At 57.5% G+C, this 22,583-nt stretch carries 19 protein-coding genes; 12 read left to right on the plus strand and 7 right to left on the minus strand.

Annotated elements, in window-relative coordinates:
• Positions 1–48: 48 nt before the first annotated feature.
• From Q7O77_RS00585 to Q7O77_RS00595, 3 genes are all read right to left on the minus strand, one after another.
• Positions 49–1,041: an ABC transporter permease gene (locus Q7O77_RS00585; RefSeq protein WP_304162315.1), complete on the minus strand. Its 993-nt coding sequence runs from the start codon at positions 1,039–1,041 to the stop codon at positions 49–51.
• Positions 1,042–1,069: 28 nt separating this feature from the next.
• A complete protein-coding gene (locus tag Q7O77_RS00590) occupies positions 1,070–2,611 on the minus strand; it encodes an ABC transporter substrate-binding protein (protein WP_304162318.1) in 1,542 nt (513 codons plus the stop codon).
• 67 nt (positions 2,612–2,678) lie between these two features.
• The gene (locus Q7O77_RS00595) at positions 2,679–3,587 is read right to left on the minus strand and encodes a homocysteine S-methyltransferase family protein (protein WP_304162321.1); all 909 of its coding nucleotides are present in this window, start codon (positions 3,585–3,587) and stop codon (positions 2,679–2,681) included.
• Positions 3,588–4,320: 733 nt separating this feature from the next.
• Between Q7O77_RS00595 and nrdD the strand changes: the two genes are divergently transcribed.
• Both nrdD and nrdG read left to right on the plus strand, forming a co-directional pair.
• The gene (gene nrdD / locus Q7O77_RS00600) at positions 4,321–6,459 is read left to right on the plus strand and encodes an anaerobic ribonucleoside-triphosphate reductase (protein WP_304162323.1); all 2,139 of its coding nucleotides are present in this window, start codon (positions 4,321–4,323) and stop codon (positions 6,457–6,459) included.
• Between the two features lie 159 nt (positions 6,460–6,618).
• Entirely contained in the window at positions 6,619–7,083 is a 465-nt protein-coding gene (nrdG, locus tag Q7O77_RS00605) for an anaerobic ribonucleoside-triphosphate reductase-activating protein (protein WP_304162326.1), read from the plus strand.
• Between the two features lie 4 nt (positions 7,084–7,087).
• Here nrdG and Q7O77_RS00610 read toward each other — a convergent pair whose 3' ends face one another.
• Entirely contained in the window at positions 7,088–7,543 is a 456-nt protein-coding gene (locus Q7O77_RS00610) for a YhbP family protein (protein WP_304162329.1), read from the minus strand.
• 397 nt (positions 7,544–7,940) lie between these two features.
• Here Q7O77_RS00610 and Q7O77_RS00615 point away from each other — a divergent pair, with 397 nt between their 5' ends.
• The 5 genes from Q7O77_RS00615 (at position 7,941) to Q7O77_RS00635 (ending at position 14,542) form a co-directional block, all read left to right on the plus strand.
• A complete protein-coding gene (locus Q7O77_RS00615) occupies positions 7,941–8,867 on the plus strand; it encodes an aminoimidazole riboside kinase (protein WP_304162331.1) in 927 nt (308 codons plus the stop codon).
• 187 nt (positions 8,868–9,054) lie between these two features.
• Positions 9,055–10,626, plus strand: a complete 1,572-nt coding sequence (locus Q7O77_RS00620; protein ID WP_304162334.1) for a carbohydrate porin — start codon at positions 9,055–9,057, stop codon at positions 10,624–10,626.
• A gap of 82 nt (positions 10,627–10,708) precedes the next feature.
• On the plus strand, positions 10,709–12,079 hold the full coding sequence (locus Q7O77_RS00625; RefSeq protein ID WP_304162336.1) for a sucrose-specific PTS transporter subunit IIBC: 1,371 nt from the start codon (positions 10,709–10,711) through the stop codon (positions 12,077–12,079).
• On the plus strand, positions 12,079–13,491 hold the full coding sequence (locus Q7O77_RS00630) for a sucrose-6-phosphate hydrolase (protein ID WP_304162339.1): 1,413 nt from the start codon (positions 12,079–12,081) through the stop codon (positions 13,489–13,491). The genes Q7O77_RS00625 and Q7O77_RS00630 overlap by 1 nt, the downstream gene beginning before the upstream one ends.
• Positions 13,492–13,522: 31 nt before the next feature.
• Positions 13,523–14,542, plus strand: coding sequence for a LacI family DNA-binding transcriptional regulator (locus tag Q7O77_RS00635; RefSeq protein ID WP_304162341.1), 1,020 nt, complete (start codon positions 13,523–13,525; stop codon positions 14,540–14,542).
• 148 nt (positions 14,543–14,690) lie between these two features.
• Here the strand turns inward: Q7O77_RS00635 and exbD are convergent, their stop codons facing one another.
• Both exbD and exbB read right to left on the minus strand, forming a co-directional pair.
• Entirely contained in the window at positions 14,691–15,110 is a 420-nt protein-coding gene (gene exbD / locus Q7O77_RS00640; protein WP_074728878.1) for a TonB system transport protein ExbD, read from the minus strand.
• Between the two features lie 3 nt (positions 15,111–15,113).
• Complete coding sequence (exbB, locus tag Q7O77_RS00645) at positions 15,114–16,016, minus strand: tol-pal system-associated acyl-CoA thioesterase (RefSeq protein WP_304162377.1); 903 nt, start codon at positions 16,014–16,016, stop codon at positions 15,114–15,116.
• Between the two features lie 383 nt (positions 16,017–16,399).
• Here exbB and metC point away from each other — a divergent pair, with 383 nt between their 5' ends.
• Together metC and Q7O77_RS00655 are read left to right on the plus strand one after the other, a co-directional pair.
• Entirely contained in the window at positions 16,400–17,593 is a 1,194-nt protein-coding gene (gene metC, locus Q7O77_RS00650; protein WP_304162344.1) for a cystathionine beta-lyase, read from the plus strand.
• A gap of 189 nt (positions 17,594–17,782) precedes the next feature.
• Positions 17,783–18,442 (plus strand): DedA family protein, encoded by a 660-nt coding sequence (locus Q7O77_RS00655; RefSeq protein ID WP_304162346.1) that lies wholly within the window; start codon positions 17,783–17,785, stop codon positions 18,440–18,442.
• A 45-nt stretch (positions 18,443–18,487) separates the two neighbouring features.
• Here Q7O77_RS00655 and Q7O77_RS00660 read toward each other — a convergent pair whose 3' ends face one another.
• On the minus strand, positions 18,488–19,402 hold the full coding sequence (locus tag Q7O77_RS00660) for an AraC family transcriptional regulator (RefSeq protein WP_304162348.1): 915 nt from the start codon (positions 19,400–19,402) through the stop codon (positions 18,488–18,490).
• Positions 19,403–19,611: 209 nt separating this feature from the next.
• On the opposite strand from Q7O77_RS00660, the gene Q7O77_RS00665 reads away from it, so the two are divergent.
• The 3 genes from Q7O77_RS00665 to dkgA all read left to right on the plus strand — a co-directional run bounded on the left by Q7O77_RS00665 (position 19,612) and on the right by dkgA (position 22,563).
• Positions 19,612–20,352, plus strand: a complete 741-nt coding sequence (locus tag Q7O77_RS00665; protein WP_304162351.1) for a nitroreductase family protein — start codon at positions 19,612–19,614, stop codon at positions 20,350–20,352.
• 3 nt (positions 20,353–20,355) lie between these two features.
• A complete protein-coding gene (gene yqhD / locus Q7O77_RS00670; RefSeq protein WP_304162353.1) occupies positions 20,356–21,519 on the plus strand; it encodes an alcohol dehydrogenase in 1,164 nt (387 codons plus the stop codon).
• 198 nt (positions 21,520–21,717) lie between these two features.
• The gene (gene dkgA / locus Q7O77_RS00675; protein ID WP_304162356.1) at positions 21,718–22,563 is read left to right on the plus strand and encodes a 2,5-didehydrogluconate reductase DkgA; all 846 of its coding nucleotides are present in this window, start codon (positions 21,718–21,720) and stop codon (positions 22,561–22,563) included.
• Positions 22,564–22,583 lie beyond the last annotated feature (20 nt).

Here is a 22,583-nt window from a genome sequence, read left to right on the forward strand (position 1 = left end):
ACTCTTATCCATTACCATCGGGACGATCTTGCGGATCGCGCCGGCTCATCAGTTCGACTGCCGGGCATGGCGTAAACGCGGGTTAGCCATCAACGCGACCACGTCCGCCAGCAGGTTTAGCAGAATATAAATAGCGGCCAGCACCAACGCACAGTCTTGAATCACCGGGATATCGCGTTTGCTGATGCTGTCCACCATGTACTGCCCCAGTCCGGGGTAAACAAACACGTTTTCCACGATCACCACGCCCACCATCAGGTAGGCCAGATTCAAGACGATCACATTGATGATTGGCCCCCAGGCGTTGGGCAGCACATGGCGCCAGAGAATGCTGGAAGGCGACAGTCCTTTCAGCAGCGCGGTATCGACATAGGCGGCATTTTGGGCGCTGATAAGCGCGGCGCGCGTCATGTTGCTCATATGTCCGAGCACCGCCAGCAACAGCGTCATCGCGGGCAGCGCGACGGCCGTTAAGCGGTCCGCGAACGGCATACCGTCGTTTACGCTGCTATTGCTTGGCAGCCAATAGAGCGTGATGGAGAACACCAGGATCAGCAGATAGCCGGAAAAAAACTCCGGCAGCGCCACCGCCGTGCGGGTAAACAGGTTCAGCAGTTGGTCAAGCCAGCTGCCCTGATAACGCACCGACAGAAAACCGATCAGCAGCGCCAGAGGCACCGCAACTGCCGAGGTGCAGGCGGCCAGAAACAGCGTATTTTCAAGCCGATAAGCCAGCACCGGTCCGACCGGCTGGCGACTGGTAAAGCTATGACCGAAGTCGCCGTGGACGATGCCCGACAGCCAGCTGAAATAGCGCGCCAACGCCGGTTGGTCCAGCCCAAGCTGAAGATTGAGCGCCTTCACGGCGTCCGGCGTGGCCGTTTGCCCCAAAATGGCGGTCGCGGCATTCCCCGGCAACAGCTGGATCCCGGCGAAAATCAACGCCGACACCACCACAATCATCAGCCCGCCCGCCAGCAAACGACGCGAAATCATCGTCAGCAGCGGCAATCGGGCATTTACGCTATCAAGCACGCTCATCTTGTCTCACCTATCGGCTGGGCAATCCCTATGCCAGCCACAATTTTTCTGCGGCGCGGTTGCCGCTCAGCGGGAAGCCGGGGATTGCCGTCAGTCCTTTCACGCGTTGACTGCAAGCGTCGAGAGAGTCGGCGTACAGCGGAATGATTTCGCTGCCCTTTTCCACCAGCATCAGCTGAATATCATGATAAATCTGACGGCGTTTCTCTTCGTTGACTTCACCACGGGCCGCCTGCACCAGTTGGTCGAAAGACGGCTCTTTCCAGCCGGATTCATTCCACGGCGCGCCGCTGGTGAACACCAGCGACAGCAACGCATCCGTCGTCGGACGCATAGACCAGTTGGAAGACACGAACGGTTTCTTCATCCAGACATTGTCCCAGAACGCATCGTCCGGTACACGCTCAACCTTCAATGGAATTCCCGCTCGCTGAGCGGAAGCCTGATAAAGCTGGCCTGCGTCCACCGCGCCGGGGAAGCCCGCATCGGCGACGGACAGCACCAGCGGTCCGTTGAATCCGGCTTTCTGCCAGTGCCATTTGGCCTTTTCCGGATCGTACGGGCGCTGCGGAATGTCTTTCGCAAAGTAGCGGCTAGAGGGGAATACCGGGTTATCGTTGGCGACGGTGCCGTAACCGCCCAGTACCGTATCGATAATCTGCTGACGATCGATGGCGTATTTGAGCGCCAGTCGGCCGTCCTGCGAGGTGAACGGCGGCAGGCTGCCGAGACCGGGGAATGTGAAAATCTGGCTGTCGTGCGAGCGCAGCAGCTGCAAATTCGGCATCTTCTCAATCCGACTGACGATGCGCGGATTGACGCGGTTGATGAGGTGAGCGGAACCACTCACCAGCGCCGCGACGCGGGCGGTAGAGTCGTTCATCGCCAGCGTTTCGACGGAATCGACGTGACCGCGCGCGCTGTTCCAGTGATTCGGGTTACGTTTCACCAGCGTACGCACGCCGGGCTGGAAGCTTTCCAGAATGAAAGCGCCGGTGCCGATGCCTTTATCGAACGATTCATTTTCCGGCGTGATGGCGAAATGCACGTCGCTCAGCAGCGCGACAAATTCAACGTTTGGCGCATTGAGTCGGATCGTCACTTCATGCGTACCAGTCGCTTCCAACGCCGTGACCGGCTCCAGATAGCCTTTCACCGACGAACTCGACTCGGCGCTGCGGTGATGGTTCAAGGAATAGATGACGTCTTTGGCGGTCAGCGTACGACCGTCGTGGAACTGTACGCCCTGCCGGATTTTCAGCACCCAGACGCGGCCGCCCTCTTGGCTGTCCCAGGACTCCGCCAGCGACGGGCTGAGTTCACCGCGCTCATCGAGTTCGACCAGATTGTTGAACAGCTGGGAGCCAACGAAATACATATAGGTTTCGAACCAGAAGGCCGGATCGAGGCGATCGGTGCTGGAGGCATTATCCACGCCGACGATCAGATGACCGCCTTTCTTCGGCGTTTCCGCAGTATCCGCCCCCCACGCGTGACTCAGCGGCCAACCCGCCGTAGCGGCGGCGACCGAGAGCGCGCAGGCGTTCTTGATAAAGTGACGACGATTCATGATGTGTTCCCCTGTTATCCCCTGCTCGTGGCGAGAGGTTATTATCGTTATAGACGCCGATCGGGATTTAGTCCCGATACGGCAACGCCTGCGCCAGGCGGGCAATATGTTCGGGTCCGATGCCGCAGCAGCCGCCGACCAGCGTCGCGCCCTGCGCCACCCATTCGGCGGCCCACTGCTGATACCCTTCAGGGTGCGTGTCGGCGCGCAGTCGACTGAGGCCGTCGTTCGCTTCGCGGCGATTATCTTCCGGCTCGAACGCATTGGCGTACACGCCGATGCCGATGGTCGCACCCTGCGCGCTGAACTGAGCGCGGGCTTCCGCGACGGCGGGGGCCATGACTTCCGGGCGGCTGCAGTTGAACAACAGATTGGCGGCGCCCAGCTCAATGGCGCCTTTAGCCGCCTCGGCAATCGTCTCATCGGAGCGCAACCGCGCACGGCCCTGCTCATCCAGCTCATCCTGCAGAGTAAAGGAGAACCACAGTTCGCGCGAATCGTCCGCCAGCAGCTGACGCACCAGCGTCACTTCCGCCAGCGAACTCTGGGTTTCGGCCAGCCAGACGTCAACGTAGGGGTCAAGCGCGTCGATCAACACGCGTAAGATAGATTCTGCGGCTTCGGCGGAGAACAAATCGGGCCGATAAGAGCCGAGCGCCGGAGGCAGCGAACCGGCGACTTTCACCGGATGAGGTGCGGCGTCCGCCGCTTCACGCGCCAGTTTGCCAGCCAACGCAGCCAGTTCATGGCCGCGGCGCTGGAACTGATCATCGCCAAGATGGAACGGGACGACGGCGTAGCTGTTCGCCGTGATGACCTGCGATCCCGCGGCGATATAGCTATCATGCACCTGACGTACGTGCTGCGGAGATTCCAGCAGCGCTAACGCCGACCACTCCGGTTGGCGGAAAGGCGCGCCAATTCGCGCCAGTTCACGGCCCATGCCGCCGTCCAGAATCAGCACGTTCTTTGACATCGTCCTTCCTTACTCAGCGAAACTGAAAAAATGGTGGCCCACCTTACAAAAAAAGTCATATAGATGTCTAGAAGCCTTGATAGCTAAAAAACGGGAGAGCTTCAACGCTCTGCGGCAGTTTCACGTTGCCGCCGCCCGCCATGATCGCAGCCTCCCAATTGCAACACGGAACACCCTCAGATCCCTGATGAAGCATAAGAAAGCGCCCCCTGGCTCCGTCGCGCCGATTGAAGACAACAGTGGGTCAGCGGCACAGCGACCATATCCTTAAAAAAGTAGGGTCTGCCGGGGCGTTTTTTTTACGAGGAATATGACAATCGCGCGGAGAAAAGCCGGTCATGATCGTGAATCGGCGGCGAAAAAAAACCGTTTAAAAAAACGGCGAGCAAAGGCCAGAAAACCCTATTTTTCCTATGCCTTTTTGCGCATTTAAATACGGTTTCCACCTCCGTTTCTCACGTTTACAAAAAAGGCATCATGCTATTCGTCTCTAATTTAAGCTGTTTAGAAATTTCTTTGTTCTGCATCAATCTCAGCCTGAAATTGGAGATAAACCTCATTACCAAACTCACTATAATCCCGGCTGGCAAAATTCAATATATAGTGTCTATACTCAGAATAAGACCTACATATAGCGCTTATCCACAAAATCATCCACAACCCCGTGAAGCCCTGATGGGCCGCGGTTGTGCCTGTGGATAACAACTGCACAGACATTAATGAGGACGCGAACGTGAAACCAGTAGTGATTAAACGGAACGGCTGTCAGGTACCTTTTGATGAAATTCGTATCCGTGAGGCGGTGGAGCGAGCCGCCAGCGCTACGGGCGTTAACGATCTGGACTTTTGCGCGACCGTGGCGGCCGCCGTCACCGAGCAGATGCAAGAACGCTCCCGCGTCGAAATCCGCGAAATTCAGGACGCGGTCGAAAACCTGCTGATGTCGAGCAACTACAAGCCTGTCGCTCGCGCCTACATCGAATATCGTCACGACCGCGACGTCTCACGCGAACGTCAGGGACGCCTGACGCAGGAAATTCGTGGTCTGGTTGAACAGAGCAACGTTTCCCTGCTTAACGAGAACGCCAACAAAGACAGCAAGGTGATCCCGACTCAGCGCGACCTGCTGGCCGGTATCGTCGCGAAACACTACGCCAAGCTGCACATCCTGCCGCGCGACGTGGTGCTGGCGCATGAGCGCGGGGAAATCCACTACCACGATCTGGATTACTCACCGTTCTTCCCCATGTTCAACTGCATGCTGATCGACCTGAATGGCATGCTGACGCAGGGCTTCAAGATGGGTAACGCCGAGATCGAGCCGCCTCGCTCTATCTCTACGGCGACAGCCGTCACCGCGCAGATCATCGCGCAGGTCGCCAGCCATATCTACGGCGGCACCACCATCAACCGCATTGACGAAATTCTGGCGCCGTTCGTCGCCGCCAGTTACAAGAAGCATCAGGCCGTAGCGGAAGAGTGGAACATTCCTGACGCCGAACGCTATGCGCACAGCCGCACTGAAAAAGAGTGTTACGACGCCTTCCAGTCGCTGGAATATGAAGTTAATACGCTGCACACCGCCAACGGCCAGACGCCGTTCGTGACCTTCGGTTTCGGGCTGGGCACCAGCTGGGAATCTCGCCTAATTCAGGAATCCATCCTGCGCAATCGCATCGCCGGGCTGGGTAAAAATCGCAAAACCGCGGTATTTCCGAAGCTGGTCTTCGCCGTGCGCGACGGCCTTAACCACAAACCGGGCGATCCGAGCTACGACATCAAACAGCTGGCGCTGGAGTGCGCCAGCAAACGCATGTACCCGGATATCCTGAACTACGATCAGGTGGTGAAAGTCACCGGTTCGTTCAAGACGCCGATGGGCTGCCGCAGCTTCCTCAACGTCTATGAAGAGAACGGCGAGCAGATCCACGACGGCCGCAACAACCTCGGCGTGATCAGTCTAAACCTGCCGCGCATCGCGCTGGAAGCCAAAGGGGATGAGTCTCAGTTCTGGACATTGCTTGACCAGCGGCTGGAACTGGCGAAGAAAGCGCTGATGACCCGCGTCGCCCGTCTGGAAAACGTGAAGGCGCGCGTCGCCCCCATCCTCTACATGGAAGGCGCCTGCGGCGTACGTCTGAAAGCGGACGACAATATCGCTGAAATCTTCAAGAATGGCCGCGCGTCTATTTCTCTCGGCTATATCGGCGTACATGAAACGATCAACGCGCTGTTCGGCAATGAGAAACATGTCTTCGACGACGAAACGCTGCGTGAAAAGGCCGTCGCGATTGTGGCGCATCTGAAAGCCGCGACCGACCGCTGGAAAGAAGAAACCGGCTACGGCTTCAGCCTGTACAGCACGCCGAGTGAAAACCTGTGCGACCGCTTCTGCCGTCTGGATACCGCGGAGTTCGGCGTAGTCGCGGGCGTGACCGACAAAGGCTACTACACCAACAGCTTCCATCTCGACGTCGAGAAGAAGGTGAACCCGTACGAAAAAATCAATTTCGAAGCGCCGTATCCGGCGTTGGCGAACGGCGGCTTCATCTGTTACGGCGAATATCCTAACCTGCAGCACAACCTTAAAGCGCTGGAAGACGTCTGGGATTACAGCTACAGCCGCGTCCCTTATTACGGGACCAACACGCCGATCGACGAATGCTACGAGTGCGGCTTCACCGGCGAGTTCGCCTGCACCAGCAAAGGCTTTACCTGCCCGAAATGCGGTAACCACGACTCCTCGCGTGTTTCCGTCACCCGCCGTGTCTGCGGCTATCTGGGCAGCCCGGACGCGCGTCCGTTTAACGCGGGCAAACAGGAAGAGGTAAAACGCAGAATCAAACATCTGGCTAACGGCCAGCTGGGGTAATCCTGCTTTCTCAGCGCCTGGCCGACAATATTGATGCTGCCGGCCGGGCGCTGACGCTTCCCGCTCATCGAGTCCCCATTCGCTCTCCCCTTGGGGATTCGAATCACACGCTGCTCAAGACAGGCCGTCTTTGGACGACCCCGGATAGGGACAACCGTGATGAATTACCTTCAGTACTACCCCGTGGATGTCGTTAACGGCCCCGGCACACGCTGCGCGCTGTTTGTCGCCGGGTGCGAACATCAATGTCCGGGTTGTTATAACAAAACCACCTGGCGGCTCAGCGCCGGTCAGCCGTTTACGCAGGTCGAAGAGGATCGGATTATCGCCGACCTGCAAGATACCGACATCCCACGTCAGGGTATTACCCTCTCCGGCGGCGATCCGCTGCACCCGCAGAACGTGCCGGACATCCTGCGTCTGGTACAGCGTATCCGCCGCGAGTGCGCGGGCAAGGATATCTGGGTGTGGACGGGCTATTTGCTTGCGGAGCTGACGCCGGAACAGCGTCAGGTAGTTGATCTGATTAACGTGCTGGTTGACGGTAAGTTCGTGCAGGATTTGAAAGACCCCTCGCTGATCTGGCGCGGCAGCAGCAATCAGGTCATCCATCACCTGCGTTGAGGCTTCAGCGTGATGACACGACTGCGCCGTCTCGTTGCCACTGCAGACAGGTCCCCAAGCTAAGCCGGTTGTCGGTCATTTTCAGCTCCGTCAGCGTTAAGCGCCATAGCGGCGAACGGGACCGTCGGGCAAGGGCGAACCGCGCATTGTAACGATCGCGGGCGACGTGCGCCTCCGCGCCTTGCAACAGGCGGGCCTCGGCCCGGAACTGTACGCCCTGAATCAACATCTCGTTTTTCTGCTGATCGCTGACGGTGCCCGCCACCAGCGGGTAGTCCCGCATCAATTGGGCATGCCGCGTGTCCGCCGGAGTCATAATATCGAAGGCCGCCCTGTCCGCGTCATAAACGTAGAAACTGTTGGCGCACCATAGATTGTCGGCATCGCCCGTACACAGCGTCAGCACATGATGCCGACGCAGGTAACGTGATATCGCCGCCGAGATCGCTTCTGAATTCATCCTGATAGCCTCCCTCCACTGACTAAGCGTAGCAGCACTTTTCCTGCGGCGGCGCGAACGCACCGTCAGTCCAATGACGCCTTCAAAAGCCAGAGTGCGGCGCGGCATCCCCATCTTAATCTCGTTCTGGGGGGGCGCGCCTCCTCACTGCTCGATCAACCGTACCGTCATGAGCGCGTCGGCCAGATAACCCTTTTACCCATAATATTCACCATGAGTAATGACTTCGCCACGTCATCAATTTCGGCGAAAATGCCGGTTTTTTTCACCGACTAGCGCCTAATTTAAGGATCAATGTGTGCGGTTGGTAACATTCGGCGCAGGAAGGTGTTGATTAGCTAAACCGATTCTTCTATTTTAGCGGCCGGTTTATCAATCCCAGTTAAAGAGCATAGTTATGTCACATAAAGTATGGGTCATGGGCGATGCCGTGGTTGACCTTATTCCAGAAGGCACGGATCGTTATCTGAAATGTCCTGGCGGCGCACCGGCGAACGTCGCCGTGGGTGTGGCCCGTCTCGGCGGTGAGAGCGCATTTATCGGCCGCGTGGGCGAAGACGCCTTCGGTCGCTTCCTGCGTACGGTGCTGATCGAGGAACAGGTGGACACCGGTTTTATGCAGCTGGACCGTAAGCATCGGACGTCTACCGTACTGGTCGAGTTGGACGATCAGGGCGAGCGCTCTTTCACCTTCATGGTGCGCCCCAGCGCCGACCTGTTTATTCAGTCTCACGACCTGCCTGATTTCCAGCGCGGCGAGTGGCTGCATCTGTGCTCTATCGCTCTTTCTCAGGAACCTTCACGCGGTACGGCGCTGGAAGCCATGAAGCGTATCCGCGAAGCGCAGGGTTGGGTCAGCTTCGATCCGAACATCCGTGAAGACCTGTGGGAAGACGAACAGGAACTGCGTGATTGTCTGGATCAGGCGCTGTCTCTGTCCGATGCCGTGAAGCTGTCGGAAGACGAGTTCCTGTTCCTGAGCGGTACGTCCGAGATCGAACAGGGCACGGAAGCGCTGATGTCCCGTTACGGCCTGAAACTGCTGCTGGTCACCCAGGGCGGCAACGGCGTATGGCTGCGTGATAGCAAGAACCTGAAACACTTCGACGCGCCGTACGTGACTCCTGTCGACACGACGGGCGCGGGTGATGCCTTTGTCGCTGGCCTGCTGCAAGGTTTGGCGCAGCACGACGATTTGAACAACATCGCCCAGTGGATGGATATCGTGGATCAAGCGCAGCGCTGCGGCGCTCTCGCGACCACCGCCAAAGGCGCGATGACGGCGCTGCCTTACGCGCATCAGTTAGCCACGCCGCTTTCCTAAAACTTTCCTGTTCCCGCGTAAAAAAGACGACGCGGGAACAGGTATTTTGTAGCCAGGATCACAGATAAAGAACCGAGTTAGCAAAAACCCTTGCCAACCCCCTTACTCCCCTTTAATTTCGCTGCGCAACCGGTTTAGCAATTTAGCAAAAAATAATATCGCTCAACCTAAAAAGAGAATAAAAACCATGAAACTCAAATACCTCTCTGCAACGATAGGGCTCCTTCTGTGTTCTCATTATGCCGCCGGGGCGGAAACTACTACGCTGGAAGATCGGCTCAATGCGCTGGAACAGCGTGTTCAGCAGGCCGAACGGCGCGCTCAGCGGGCGGAAGCCCGTGCCGACGCGGCGGAAAAACAGGCGCAAACGCTCTCGACCCGCACGGCTCAGATCGAACAGCAGGCTCATCAGGTCGAACAGCGCACCAGCCAAAACGAGCAGCAAACGCGACAGGTTGCGGAACGCACCACCGCGCTGGCTGACAAAAACAGTCTCGCCGACGGTTTCGAATTCCACGGCTATGCGCGATCCGGCCTGGCGATACATGACTCCGCCACCAGCAGCAAAGCGGATGTCGGTCCGGGTATGTCGCCTGCCGGCAGCGTAGGCGGCAACGTCGGCCGTCTGGGCAACGAAGACGACACCTATCTCGAACTGAAGCTGGAACACAAAACCAAGCTGGACAACGGCGCGACCACGCGTTTCAAGGTGATGATGGCCGACGGACAGCGCAGCTATAACGACTGGACGGCGGACAGCAGCGACCTGAATATTCGTGAAGCCTTCGTAGAGCTGGGCTCTTTGCCAACCTTCACCGGCGCGTTCAAGGACACCACGCTGTGGGCCGGTAAACGCTTCGACCGGGACAACTTCGATATCCACTGGCTGGATTCCGACGTCGTCTTCCTGGCCGGTACCGGCGGCGGTATCTACGATGTTCAACCCGTTGACGGTTGGAAAACCAACTTCTCCCTGTACGGCCGTAGTCTGGGCGACAACGAAGCGCTGGATAACGAAATTCAGAACTACATCGTGACCAGCAACAACTTTGTCGGCCCGTTCCAGTTCATGCTGAGTGGACTGAGGGCGAAGAATAACGATCTCACCACCAACACCGGCGCCAACAGCGCCAGCCATATCGTCAACAGCAACGCTGGCGATTCCGGCGTACACGCTGCGGTGGCCTGGCGCGGTGACAATTTCTACGGCCTGCGGGACGGTAGCTCGCTTGTCGCGCTGCTGTACGGTCACGGCCTGGGCGCGGAAGTCAAAGGGATCGGCTCCGACGGCAACCTGACGCAAAACGCCGATACCTGGCGTCTGGCGACCTATGGCACCACCGCCATCAACAAGACCTGGAGCTTCGCGCCGTCGCTGATGGCGCAGAGCAGCAAAGATCGTTATGTCTCCGGAGATGACTATCAGTGGGTGACGTTCAACGCCCGCTTTATTCAGGAAATCACCCCCAATTTCGCATTGGCGTATGAAGGTAGCTATCAGTACATGGATCTCGATCCGCAAGGCTATTTAGCGCGCAATCAGGTCAGCGGCGGTTTTTACAAGCTGACCTTTGCACCCACCTTCAAAGTTGGCGATATCGCCAACTTTTTCAGCCGGCCCGAGCTGCGCGTTTTCGCCAGCTACATGGACTGGGATAAACGTCTGGACAACTACTCCAACGAAGATGCCTTCGGCTCCACCGGCTTTACGGCTGGCGGCGAATGGACCTTCGGCGTCCAGATGGAAACCTGGTTTTAATTGATTCAGCCTTTACCCGCGGCCGTCTTCGGATTGCCGCGGTTTTAGCTGATGTAGTGTTGTTTGATTTATGAGGAAACTTATGGACATTAAAGCCACTGCGGCTTCTCTTCTCACCCTGCTGGGCGGGAAGGACAATATCGCCAGCGCGGCCCACTGTGCCACACGTCTGCGTCTGGTGTTAAAAGATGATAATAAGGCGGACAAAGCCGCTATCGAGAAACTGGAAGGCGTTAAAGGCTGTTTCCAAAACTCAGGGCAAATGCAGGTCATTTTCGGCTCCGGTCTGGTCAACAAGGTCCATGCGGAGTTCATTAAAGCCGCGGGCGTCAACGAGTCCAGCAAAGCAGAGGCCGCGTCGGCCGCAGCCAAAAAGCTGAACCCGTTGCAGCGTCTGGCGCGTCTGCTGTCCAACATCTTCGTGCCTATCATTCCGGCTATCGTCGCTTCCGGCTTGCTGATGGGCCTGCTGGGAATGATCAAAACCTATAACTGGGTGAATCCGGATAGCGCCATTTTCATCCTGCTGGATATCTTCAGCTCCGCCGCCTTTATCATTCTGCCGATCCTGATTGGTTTCACCTCCGCGCGCGAATTCGGCGGTAACCCGTATCTGGGGGCGACGCTCGGAGGGATTCTGACCCACCCTGCGCTGACCAACGCCTGGGGCGTCACCGAAGGGTTCAAGACCATGCACCTGTTCGGTTACGACATCGCCATGATCGGCTATCAGGGTACCGTGTTCCCGGTACTGCTGGCGGTTTGGTTCATGAGCCTGGTGGAAAAACGCCTGCGCAAAATCATCCCTAACGCGCTGGATATCATCCTGACGCCGTTCCTGACCGTCATCATCTCCGGCTTCGTTGCCATGCTGGTGATTGGTCCTGCGGGCCGGATGCTGGGCGACGGTATCTCCATGGTACTGAGCACCCTGATCGCGCATGCAGGTTGGTTTGCGGGTCTGCTCTTCGGCGGTCTCTACTCCGTGATTGTGATCACCGGTGTACACCACAGCTTCCACGCCATCGAAGCCGGTCTGCTGGGCAATCCGAATATCGGCGTTAACTTCCTGCTGCCGATCTGGTGTATGGCTAACATCGCTCAGGGCGGCGCCTGCCTGGCGGTTTACTTCAAAACCAAAGATGCCCGCATCAAAGCCATCGCCATCCCTTCCGGTTTCTCGGCACTGCTGGGAATTACCGAAGCGGCGCTGTTCGGCATCAACCTGCGCTTTGTGAAACCGTTCCTGGCCGCTATCGCTGGCGGTGCGCTGGGCGGCGCCTGGGTCGTGGCGAACCACGTTGGCATGACCGCCGTGGGCCTGACCGGTATTCCGGGCATGGCGATCGTAAAACCCGACTCATTTATCAGTTATGTGATCGGCATGCTGATAGCCTTTGGGACAGCCTTCGTGCTTTCACTGCTCCTGAGATACAAAACGGATAGCAAATAATGAGAGAAACCCACTTATTAAAACGTATGGCTCATGCCTTGATGTCGGCTCAATCGCGCCAGTGCTATGACCCTTACCGTCCGCAGTGGCACCTGTCACCGAATGTCGGTTTGCTGAACGATCCTAACGGATTCATTCAGCATAAAGGGCGTTACCATCTGTTTTATCAGTGGAATCCATTAGCTTGCGCCCACGGAGCCAAATTCTGGGGGCACTGGAGTTCAGCCGATCTGGTCAACTGGCGCAACGAACCTGTGGCGCTGGTGCCGGCCGAAAGTTATGAAAGCCACGGCTGCTACTCCGGCTCGGCGGTGGAAGATGACGACGGCACGCTGACGTTGGTCTATACCGGCAACGTGAAGTACGACGACGGCTCCCGCACGGCCAACCAGTGTCTGGCTCGGGAAAATGCCGACGGCACGTTCGACAAACTCGGCACCGTACTGCCGCTGCCGGAAGGTTATACCGGCCATGTACGCGACCCGAAGGTTTGGCGTCATGACGGCAAGTGGTACATGGTGCTCGGCGCTCAGGACACCGATTTGCAGGGCAAGGTGCTGCTGTTCTCCTCCGACGATCTGCACCAGTGGCAGTCTCTGGGCGAAATCGCCGGTTCCCGCCTCGGCGGACTGGGCGATTTCGGCTACATGTGGGAATGTCCGGACCTGTTCCCGTTAGGGCAGCACGACGTGCTGATTTGCAGTCCACAAGGTCTGGCGGCCGAAGAAGAACGCTACCTGAACATCTTTCAGGCGGGCTACTTCGTCGGCAAGCTTGATTATGACCAAGGGCAGTTCACCCACGGAGACTTTCAGGAGCTGGATCTGGGCTTTGAGTTCTATGCGCCGCAGACCACGACGAGTCAGGACGGCCGTCGCCTGATGTTCGGCTGGATGGCGGTTCCGGAACAGGATGAGTTCCAGCAGCCTACCCTCGAATACGGCTGGGTACACACCATGACCTGCCCGCGTGAGCTGACGCTTCAGGACGGCATGCTTTATCAGCAGCCCGCCCGAGAGTTGCAGAGCCTGCGCACGCAGAAGCACGTCTGGAAAGGCGTCGCGGATTATGCGCCGGTCCTGCCTGCAGGCAGCGCGGAACTGATTGTGGATACGCAGGGCGAATTCCAGATCAACTTCGCCAACCTGATGGTGTTGTGCTGGGATGGCGAACGGCTGACGCTGAGTCGTCACAACCTGCGTACAGGCGAGCCGGAACACCGTTACTGGCGCGGCGAACTGCACTACCTGCATATCCTGTGCGATCGCTCCAGCGTGGAGATCTTCATCAACCACGGCGCCGCCGTGATGTCGGCCCGCTATTTCCCACAGCGGGATGCCACCGTCAGTTTCAGCGGTTCAGGGAGGTTAACGCTGCAGCACTGGCTGTTAGCGCCATGCGTGATAGAATAGTTTCCCTTTTTTCTACCATTAAGAACGAGTGGTGAAACAAACTAAGCGCGTAACCATCAGTGATATCGCCAAGCTGGCGGGGGTTTCCAAATCCACCGCCAGTTTGGTTTTAAATGGTCGTAGTAAAGAGTTTCGCGTCTCGGACGCCACGCGCGACCGCGTTCTCGCTCTCGCTCAACAGCATCGTTACCTTCCCAGTATTCACGCCCGCTCGCTTCGCTCTACCCGCAGCAATACGCTCGGTCTGGTCGTGCCGGAAATGACCAACTATGGCTTTGCGTTGATTTCTCACGAGCTGGAAATGCTGTGCCGCGAAGCCGGTTTGCAACTGCTCATCGCCTGTACCGACGAGAATCCCAGCCAGGAAATCATGGCGGTAAATAGCCTGATTCAACGTCAGGTCGACGGGCTGATTGTCGCCTCCAGCATGCTGAACGACGCCGAGTATCAGAAGATTAACCAGCAGCTGCCTGTCGTACAGTTCGACCGCATGATTGGAGACTCCGACCTGCCGTTGGTGATCACCGAGTCGATCGAACCCACGGCGACGCTGGTGGAAACCGTCGCGCGTCAGCATCAGGGCGAGTTCTATTTCATTGGCGGCCAGTCCCGCATTTCGCCTACCCGCGACCGACTCGCCGGTTTCCAGCTAGGGCTGGAACGCGCCGGAGTCAGCTGTCACCCGGACTGGATCATTCACGGCAACTATCGCCCCAGCTCCGGCTACGAAATGTTCGCCGAGCTCTGCGCGACGCTGGGTCGTCCGCCCAAGACCCTGTTTGTCGCCGCCTGCGGCCTGCTGGAAGGGGTGCTACGCTACCTAAACCAGCACAACCTGATGAACAGCGACATCAGACTGTGCAGCTTCGACGATCACTACCTGTTCGACTGTCTGCCGCTGCGCATCGACACGGTCGCGCAAGATTGCGAAACGCTGGCAAGCCGGAGCTTCGATATGATCACCGCGCTGATCGATGGTCGTACCCTGCCCGAAAAACGTGTTTACGTTCCCAGCCGCATCCACTGGCGGCATCCTGACTCGCGCGGGTAAGCCGCTTTGCCAACGGAGCGGTCTTTCGCCACGCCTCCGACCCTACATCGCGCCTGCGGTTGGAGGGTAAATCCCGTCAGGCAAGGCTTACAGAAACGAAAAAGCGCGGCAGAAGCCGCGCTTGAAGTAAAGGATGTGGCGTAAATGATTAACGAGACACTTTCTCCATCCCCATCAATCCCACTTTGAGATACCCGGCGGAACGCAGCGCGTCCATCACCTGCATCATGGTCTCGTAGTCCACGCTTTTATCTGCCTGGAAATAGATGGTGTTCTCTTTATTGCCGTTGGTTTTCGCATTCAGCGTCTGCGCCAGCGTATCTTGCGTGACCGGATCTTCACCTAAATAAAGCTGTTTGTCGGCTTTAATCGTCAGATAAACCGGCTTTTCACGCGGTTGAGGCGCTGCGGAAGAAGCAGGCAGATTCACGCGAACATCGACCGTCGCCAGCGGCGCCGCCACCATAAAGATAATCAGCAGCACCAGCATGACATCGATAAACGGCGTGACGTTGATGTCATGCATTTCGCCGTTTTCGTTCTGTCCGTCGTTCAGATGCATCGCCATGGCTCAACCCGCCCGCAGTTTCTGCGCCGAAGAGGACGACGCGTTACTTTCGCTGGCGGCGATGTCTAAATCGCGGCTCTGAAGCAGCAGCACCTGCGCCGCCACATCGCCCACCATCGCTTTGTAGCTGGTCGTAGAACGGGCGAACACGTTGTAAATCACGACCGCCGGGATCGCGGCAATCAGACCGATAGCCGTCGCCAGCAGCGCTTCGGCGATGCCGGGCGCGACAACGGCCAAATTGGTCGTCTGCGTATGGGCAATACCGATAAAGCTGTTCATGATGCCCCAGACCGTTCCGAACAGGCCGATAAACGGCGCGATAGCACCGACGGTCGCCAGATATCCGGTGCCACGCGACATATGGCGTCCGTTGGCCGCGACGCGGCGCTCAAAGCGAAACGCGGTGCGCTCTTTGATGCCGAGGTTGTCGTCGGAACGCGCCGACAGCGAGATTTCGTCCTGCGCATCAGCGACAAACTGTTGCGCGACGCTGCCCGCTTTGCAAAGACGCGTCATTTCCGCCGCTTCGTCCAGCGAGCGTACGTTGCTCAGCGCATCATGCTCGCGACGCAGACGGCGCTTGGCGCCGATCATCTCGGCGCTTTTGCCGAAGAAGATGGTCCAGGTCATCACCGATGCCAGGATCAAGCCGATCATCACGATCTTGACCACGATGTCCGCGTGCTGATACATCCCCAGCACAGATAAATCCATTTGCATCAGATTGCCCGGCGCGGCCGCTTCGGGACCCGGCGGCAGCGAGAGCGGAGATGTCGCCGCTGTGTCGCCACCGTTTGTGGAAAGAGGTAAAGATGAAGGCGCGGCAAACGCATAGCCGCTAAAGCCCGCCACCAGCAATAACGCCAACAGACTCCGGTATGCTGCGCCAACGGCGCCGCCAATCGTCCGCCGGGCTGATGAAACCTGCTGCTTTCCTTTAATGTCAGCCGTATTCACGCTGTTCCTCCGCCAATCATTCAGTGCTATTCATGGGTTAACCATTTTGGTCAAAATGATACCAAAGCCAAAATTAATTGATAGCTATTCTCATTATTATTGCGCATATATCTCCATGGCAGTCGGCTCTTCTGGCCAAAACCCCGCCTTTCCTTACAGCACAATCCCCTTTTACTGCCCTTACTGACAGCAAGAGTGTGCTTTTTAGCCTTCCGCCCGACACACTCGGTGTCAGCCATGATAACGTAAAGAGAAAGGTGTTAAAGAGATAAAACCGCTGCGCTCCTCAATGACAGGAGCCATCAAGGCCGATGAGCAACAGGTGAAGCATGACTAGCAAAAAAACCGCCACAGCACTGGTATCCGCCGGAAGACAGAAGAAATTTACCCAAGGTTCAGTGAATCCCGTGATCCAGCGAGCCTCCTCGCTCGTCTTCGACAGCGTACAAGACAAGAAACAGGCGACGATGAATCGCGCCAAAGGCGCGCTGTTCTACGGCCGCCGAGGGACGCTGACGCACTTTTCTCTTCAGGAAGCCATGACCGAGCTGGAAAACGGCGCGGGCTGTGCGCTATACCCTTGCGGCGCAGCGGCGATTGCCAATGCCATCCTGTCATTCGTCTCCGCGGGCGACCATCTGCTGGTGACCGGCTCTGCCTATGAGCCGACGCAGGACTTTTGTAACAAAGTGCTCGGCAGAATGAATGTCAGCACCACCTACTTCGACCCGCTGATCGGCGACGGCATCGCCGAATTGATCCAGCCGGAAACCAAAGTGGTATTTCTGGAATCCCCTGGTTCCATCACTATGGAAGTGCAGGATGTCCCCGCGATTGTCGCCGCCGTACGCCGCGTCAATCCGGAGATTGTCATCATCATGGACAACACCTGGGCGGCGGGCATTCTGTTTAAGGCGCTGGATGCTGGCGTGGATATCTCCGTGCAGTCCGGCACCAAGTACATCGTTGGGCATTCCGACGCCATGCTTGGCACAGCGGTCGCCAATGCCCGCTGCTGGGACAGGTTGCGCGAGCAGTCTTACCTGATGGGACAGATGGCGGACGCCGACAGCGCCTATGTCGCCAGCCGTGGTCTGCGTACGCTGGGCGTGCGTCTGAAGCAGCATCAGGAAAGCAGCCTGCGCATCGCACGCTGGCTGTCGGAACGTCCCGAAGTCGACGTCGTCAATCATCCCGCGCTGCCGGGATGTAAAGGCCACGCGGCCTTCACGCGCGACTTCAGCGGTTGTAACGGGCTTTTTTCGTTTGTTTTAAAACAAAAACTCTCGTCAGCGCAGTTAGCCAGCTATCTTGATAACTTCAACCACTTCAGCATGGCCTATTCCTGGGGCGGTTTCGAATCACTGATTCTGGCTAATCAGCCAGAAGAGCTAGCCAAAATCCGACCGGCCGGCGGCGTTGATTTCAACGGCACGCTGATTCGGTTACATATCGGACTGGAAGATTGCGACGATCTGATCGAGGATCTTGCCGACGGGTTCAGAAGAATTCAGGAATCGTAAAGGTTTCTGTCGCGCTACACCCCCTGATTTCGCTGCGATTGAATGGGGAAAACGTGTATTATGGTCGTTATACGGCAGTTATAACGACAAACCCACGTTTTTCACCCTATTACGTACCCGAACCGCGGCACGGAGCAGCAATACGTTGTTCACTTCAGAGGGTTCCAGCAAAACCAGACAGGACGCAAAATGAGTGTTGTTCACGAAATAATTCAGGCGCTATGGCAGCAAGATTTCAGCGCGCTGGCTGATCCTCACGTTATCTGGGTGGTCTACGGCATTCTCTTCGTTACCTTGTTTCTTGAGAATGGCCTGTTGCCAGCGTCCTTCCTACCGGGAGACAGCTTGCTGCTGCTGGCGGGCGCCATGATCGCCAAAGGCGTGATGAATTTTATCCCCACCATGGTGCTGCTCACCATTGCGGCCAGCCTCGGCTGCTGGCTAAGTTACCTGCAAGGGCGCTGGCTGGGCCACACCCGACTGGTCAAAACCTGGCTGGGACAGCTGCCGGTCCACTATCACCAGCGCGCATACTCGCTGTTTCACCGGCACGGACTGGTGGCGCTGTTGATCGGCCGTTTTCTGGCGTTCATTCGTACGCTGCTTCCCACCATCGCCGGGATTTCCGGGCTGAGCAATACCCGTTTTCAGGTTTTCAACTGGCTGAGCGGCCTGCTGTGGGTCTGCGGTATCGTCTCGCTGGGCTATGCCATCAGCCATATTCCGCTGGTGAAACGCTATGAAGATCAGGTGATGACCGGACTGTGCCTGCTGCCGGTCGTGCTGCTGCTTAGCAGTCTGGTCGGTATCGCCGTCATGCTATGGCGTAAAAAACGCGTCAGTGCCTGACGCCGCCTTCCGCCGCCGGGCTGTATGCCCGTGCGGCGACGTCGGTTAATTACCCTCTACCAACGCCCTGCCCGACCGTAGCCGAACCACTTCGTCGCCCGGTGTCGTACCGAAATAACGTTTAAACTCCCGGCTAAACTGCGAGGGGCTTTCATACCCGACCTGCAACGCCGCCGCGTTGGCCTTCAGCCCGCCATGCAGCATCATTATTCGCGCCTTGTGCAGACGGTAAGATTTCAGATATTGCAGCGGCGAGGTATTCGTCACCGCCTTGAAATTATGATGGAAGGCCGACACGCTCATGTTCACGTCCGCGGCCAGCTGTTCTACGTTCAGGCTATCCGCATAGTCGTGTTCAATACGCCGTAACGCGCGCGCGATCTGGCTGAAGTGGGTATGCCGGTTGACCACCGCCTGCAGCGCCGCCCCGCCTACGCCGCAAAGCACGTGATAGATGATCTCCCGGACGATCCCCGGCCCCAGCACTCTGGCGTCTCTGGGCGTCGCCATCGCCTCCAGCAGCCGCTCCGCCGCACACAGGACCTTGTCGCAAAGCGGTACGCTGCATACCCCGGTGGTATCAGAGCGCGGACGATCCGGGCACTCATCATCGCCAAGATCCATCAGCAAATCCTGCAACATCGCACTTTCCATTCGTATCGACAGGCCGATCAACGGATGCTCCGGCGTCGCGAACGTTTCGCACTCAAACGGCAAGGGCACCGTCATCAGCAGATAGTTTTCCGGATCATAGCGAAAGGTTTTTTCGCCCATGTATCCGACCTTATGGCCCTGAAACATGATAACGATACTGGGGTCGTACATCACCGGCCGACGCACACAGTGCTCTTCAGCGTAAATGACCCTGACCTGCGGGATCGGCGTGACGGTGACGCAGCCCTGCCCCACGTATTGTCTGGCCATGTTCGCCAACCGCTGGCGATGTGTTTCGCTTTGCATATCTTCATCCTTTGCAGAATATGGCAATAAAATGACATAAATCTAGCCGTCAAGCATCAATTCCTGCACTCCTTTGCAGAAATAGGCAATAACGAAACAGAAATGAGCATTGTACCCGCGCCGACAGATCCCGAGAATGAATCACAGACAATGCCGTTGGCTAACCCGACGGACAGAAGAAAATCAAATCAAGAAAAGGGGTGGAGAGCATGAACGAGACAATCAAATTATTAACCAGCCATCGCAGCGAACGCAGCTATCTGGACAAAGCGATTCCTGAAGACGTCCTTTCCGCCATCATCGAAACCGCCTACCTCGCCCCCACGTCCGTTAATTCACAGCAGGTTTCCGTTGTGGTCACCCGGGATCCGGCGCGGCGCGCCCGCATCGCCGAACTGGCGGGTGGGCAAAACTGGATAGCTCAGGCTCCGGTCTTCCTGACGCTGGTGCTGGATATGCATAAAAGCGAACGTGCCATCGCCCTGAGCGGCTTTGAGCAACATGCCCACGAAAGCGTGGAGAGCATCGTCTCCGGCAGTACCGATGTCGGCATCGCCCTAGGCACCCTGATCGCAGCGGCCCATTCCTATGGCCTGGGTATCGTGCCTATTGGCGGGGTCCGCCGTGATCCTCAGGCCATGATCGAACTGCTCGAATTGCCGGATCACACCTTCCCGCTGGTAGGGCTGGTGATAGGCTACGTCGATCAACCGGCGCACCAGAAACCTCGTCTGCCTATCAGCACCTTCCGTCACGAAGAAGTGTATCAGGACGACACGCTGAACGACGCCATCAAGCAATACGATGAAACGCTGACAAAACACTGGGAAAAAATCGGCCGTACCGACGGCGCCGCCTGGGGGCCAAACACTGCGGACTATTACCAGCACATTTATTTCCCCAACGTTCTGCCCGCCCTGCTTCAGCAAGGCTTCAAACTGGATAAATAATCGATGAACAATTTTACCCTGCATACCCCGACAAAAATTCTATTCGGGGAAGGACAGATCGCTGGCATCGCCGCCGAAATTCCTGAAGACGCGCGAATTCTGATCGTTTACGGCGGCGGCAGCATCAAACGCAATGGTGTGCTCGATCAGGTACACGCCGCACTCGCAGGCCGCAGCGTCACGGAGTTTTCCGGCGTTGAGCCTAACCCGACGTACGAAACGCTGATGAAGGCCGTCGACGTGGTTCACCGTGAGCACATCGACTTCCTGCTCGCGGTCGGCGGCGGCTCCGTGGCGGACGGCACCAAATTCATCGCGGCGGCAGCGAATTACACGGCGTCGGAAGATCCGTGGCACATCCTGCAAACTAATGGACAAGACGTGACTCAGGCGCTGCCTATCGGTGTGGTGCTGACGCTGCCAGCAACCGGCTCCGAGTCCAACAGCGGCGCGGTGATCACGCGCAAAGCCAGCGGCGATAAGCAGGCGTTCCATACCCCGTTAGTACGCCCCCAGTTTGCCGTACTGGACCCGGTGGTCACCTACACTCTTCCTGAGCGCCAGATCGCCAATGGCGTCGTCGATGCCTTTGTCCATACGCTGGAGCAATACCTGACTTATCCGGTCGATGCGAAAGTGCAGGATCGTTTTGCGGAAGGGCTGCTGTTGACGCTTATCGAAGAAGGTCCACGCGCGCTGGAAGAACCGGATAACTACGCCGTACGCGCCAATGTCATGTGGAGCGCGACGTTGGCGTTGAACGGTCTGATCGGCGCAGGCGTGCCGCAGGACTGGTCGACGCATATGCTGGGACATGAGCTGACCGCCATGCACGGGTTGGATCATGCGCAAACATTGGCAGTGGTTTTACCCGCCATGCTGCGCGACCGTAAAACGCAGAAGCGGGAGAAACTGCTTCAGTACGCTGAACGCGTATGGGGTCTCCGCGACGGCAGCGAAGCGCAGCGGATTGACGGCGCGATTGAAGCCACCCGTGAGTTCTTCGAACGCATGGGCGTTCCCACGCGGATGTCGGACTATCAGTTGGACGGCAGCAGCATCCCGGCGCTGGTGGAAAAACTCAAGGTGCACGGCATGACGTCGCTCGGCGAGCACAAAGATATTACGCTGGCCGACAGCCAACGCGTCTACGAGGCCGCTCGCTAAACCTCCCCCTCTTCAGCTTTCAGCTACACTGCTGTTTAACGCTGCGCATCGGGAAAACGCTTTCCCTGCGGCGACAAGCACTCCGGCGGTTTTTGCCTCGCGGAAAACCGCCGTTATTCGCTTTTTAGCTTGCTGAAAAGCGAACCTGCAGTCTGCATCGACCGCGCTGCGTGGTCGGGCCGGAACAAGGAGAATGCTATGACGACACAACCCATCATTAAACTGAGTGACGGCAAAACCATCCCGCAGTTGGGACTGGGCGTATGGCAAGCCAGCCATGAAGAAACCATTGTTGCGGTGAATGAAGCACTGAACACGGGATACAAGGCCATCGATACGGCGGCCATCTATCAAAATGAGGCCGCCGTGGGTGAAGCGTTACAATCCGCAGGAGTGCCGCGCAACGATCTGTATATCACCACCAAACTTTGGAACAGCGATCAGGGCCGTCCGGTACAGGCGCTGACGGAGAGCCTCCGCAAGCTGAAGCTGGACTACGTCGACCTCTATTTGATCCACTGGCCGTGGCCGCCGAAAGGCAGCGCTGAAGATACCTATATCGAGGCGTGGCGAGGCTTGATCCGACTGCAGGAACAGGGGCTGACCAAAAGTATCGGCGTCAGCAACTTTCATCCTCACCACCTGCAACGCCTCAAGGAAGCGACCGGAGTGATGCCGGTCATCAACCAGATCGAACTGCATCCGCTGCTGCAACAGCGCTCGCTGCATGCCTGGAATACCACGCACCACATTCAGACCGAGTCCTGGAGCCCGCTGGCGCAGGGCGGGAAAGGCGTATTCGATACCCCCATCATCCGCGACTTGGCGAAAAAATACGGCAAGACGCCAGCGCAGATTGTCATCCGCTGGCATCTTGATAACGGATTAGTGGTGATCCCGAAATCCGTCACGCCAGCACGCATCCGGGAGAATTTTGATGTGCTTGATTTTAAATTGGAAAAAGAGGAATTAAGCCAGATCGCCACGCTGGATAGCGGCCATCGTCTGGGGCCCGATCCGGATCAGCCTCCCGCTGAGGCGTAATATCGTCCCGTTGCAGCGCC

This window comes from Lonsdalea britannica (assembly GCF_946477055.1).
In the GTDB taxonomy this organism is placed as follows: domain Bacteria; phylum Pseudomonadota; class Gammaproteobacteria; order Enterobacterales; family Enterobacteriaceae; genus Lonsdalea; species Lonsdalea britannica_A.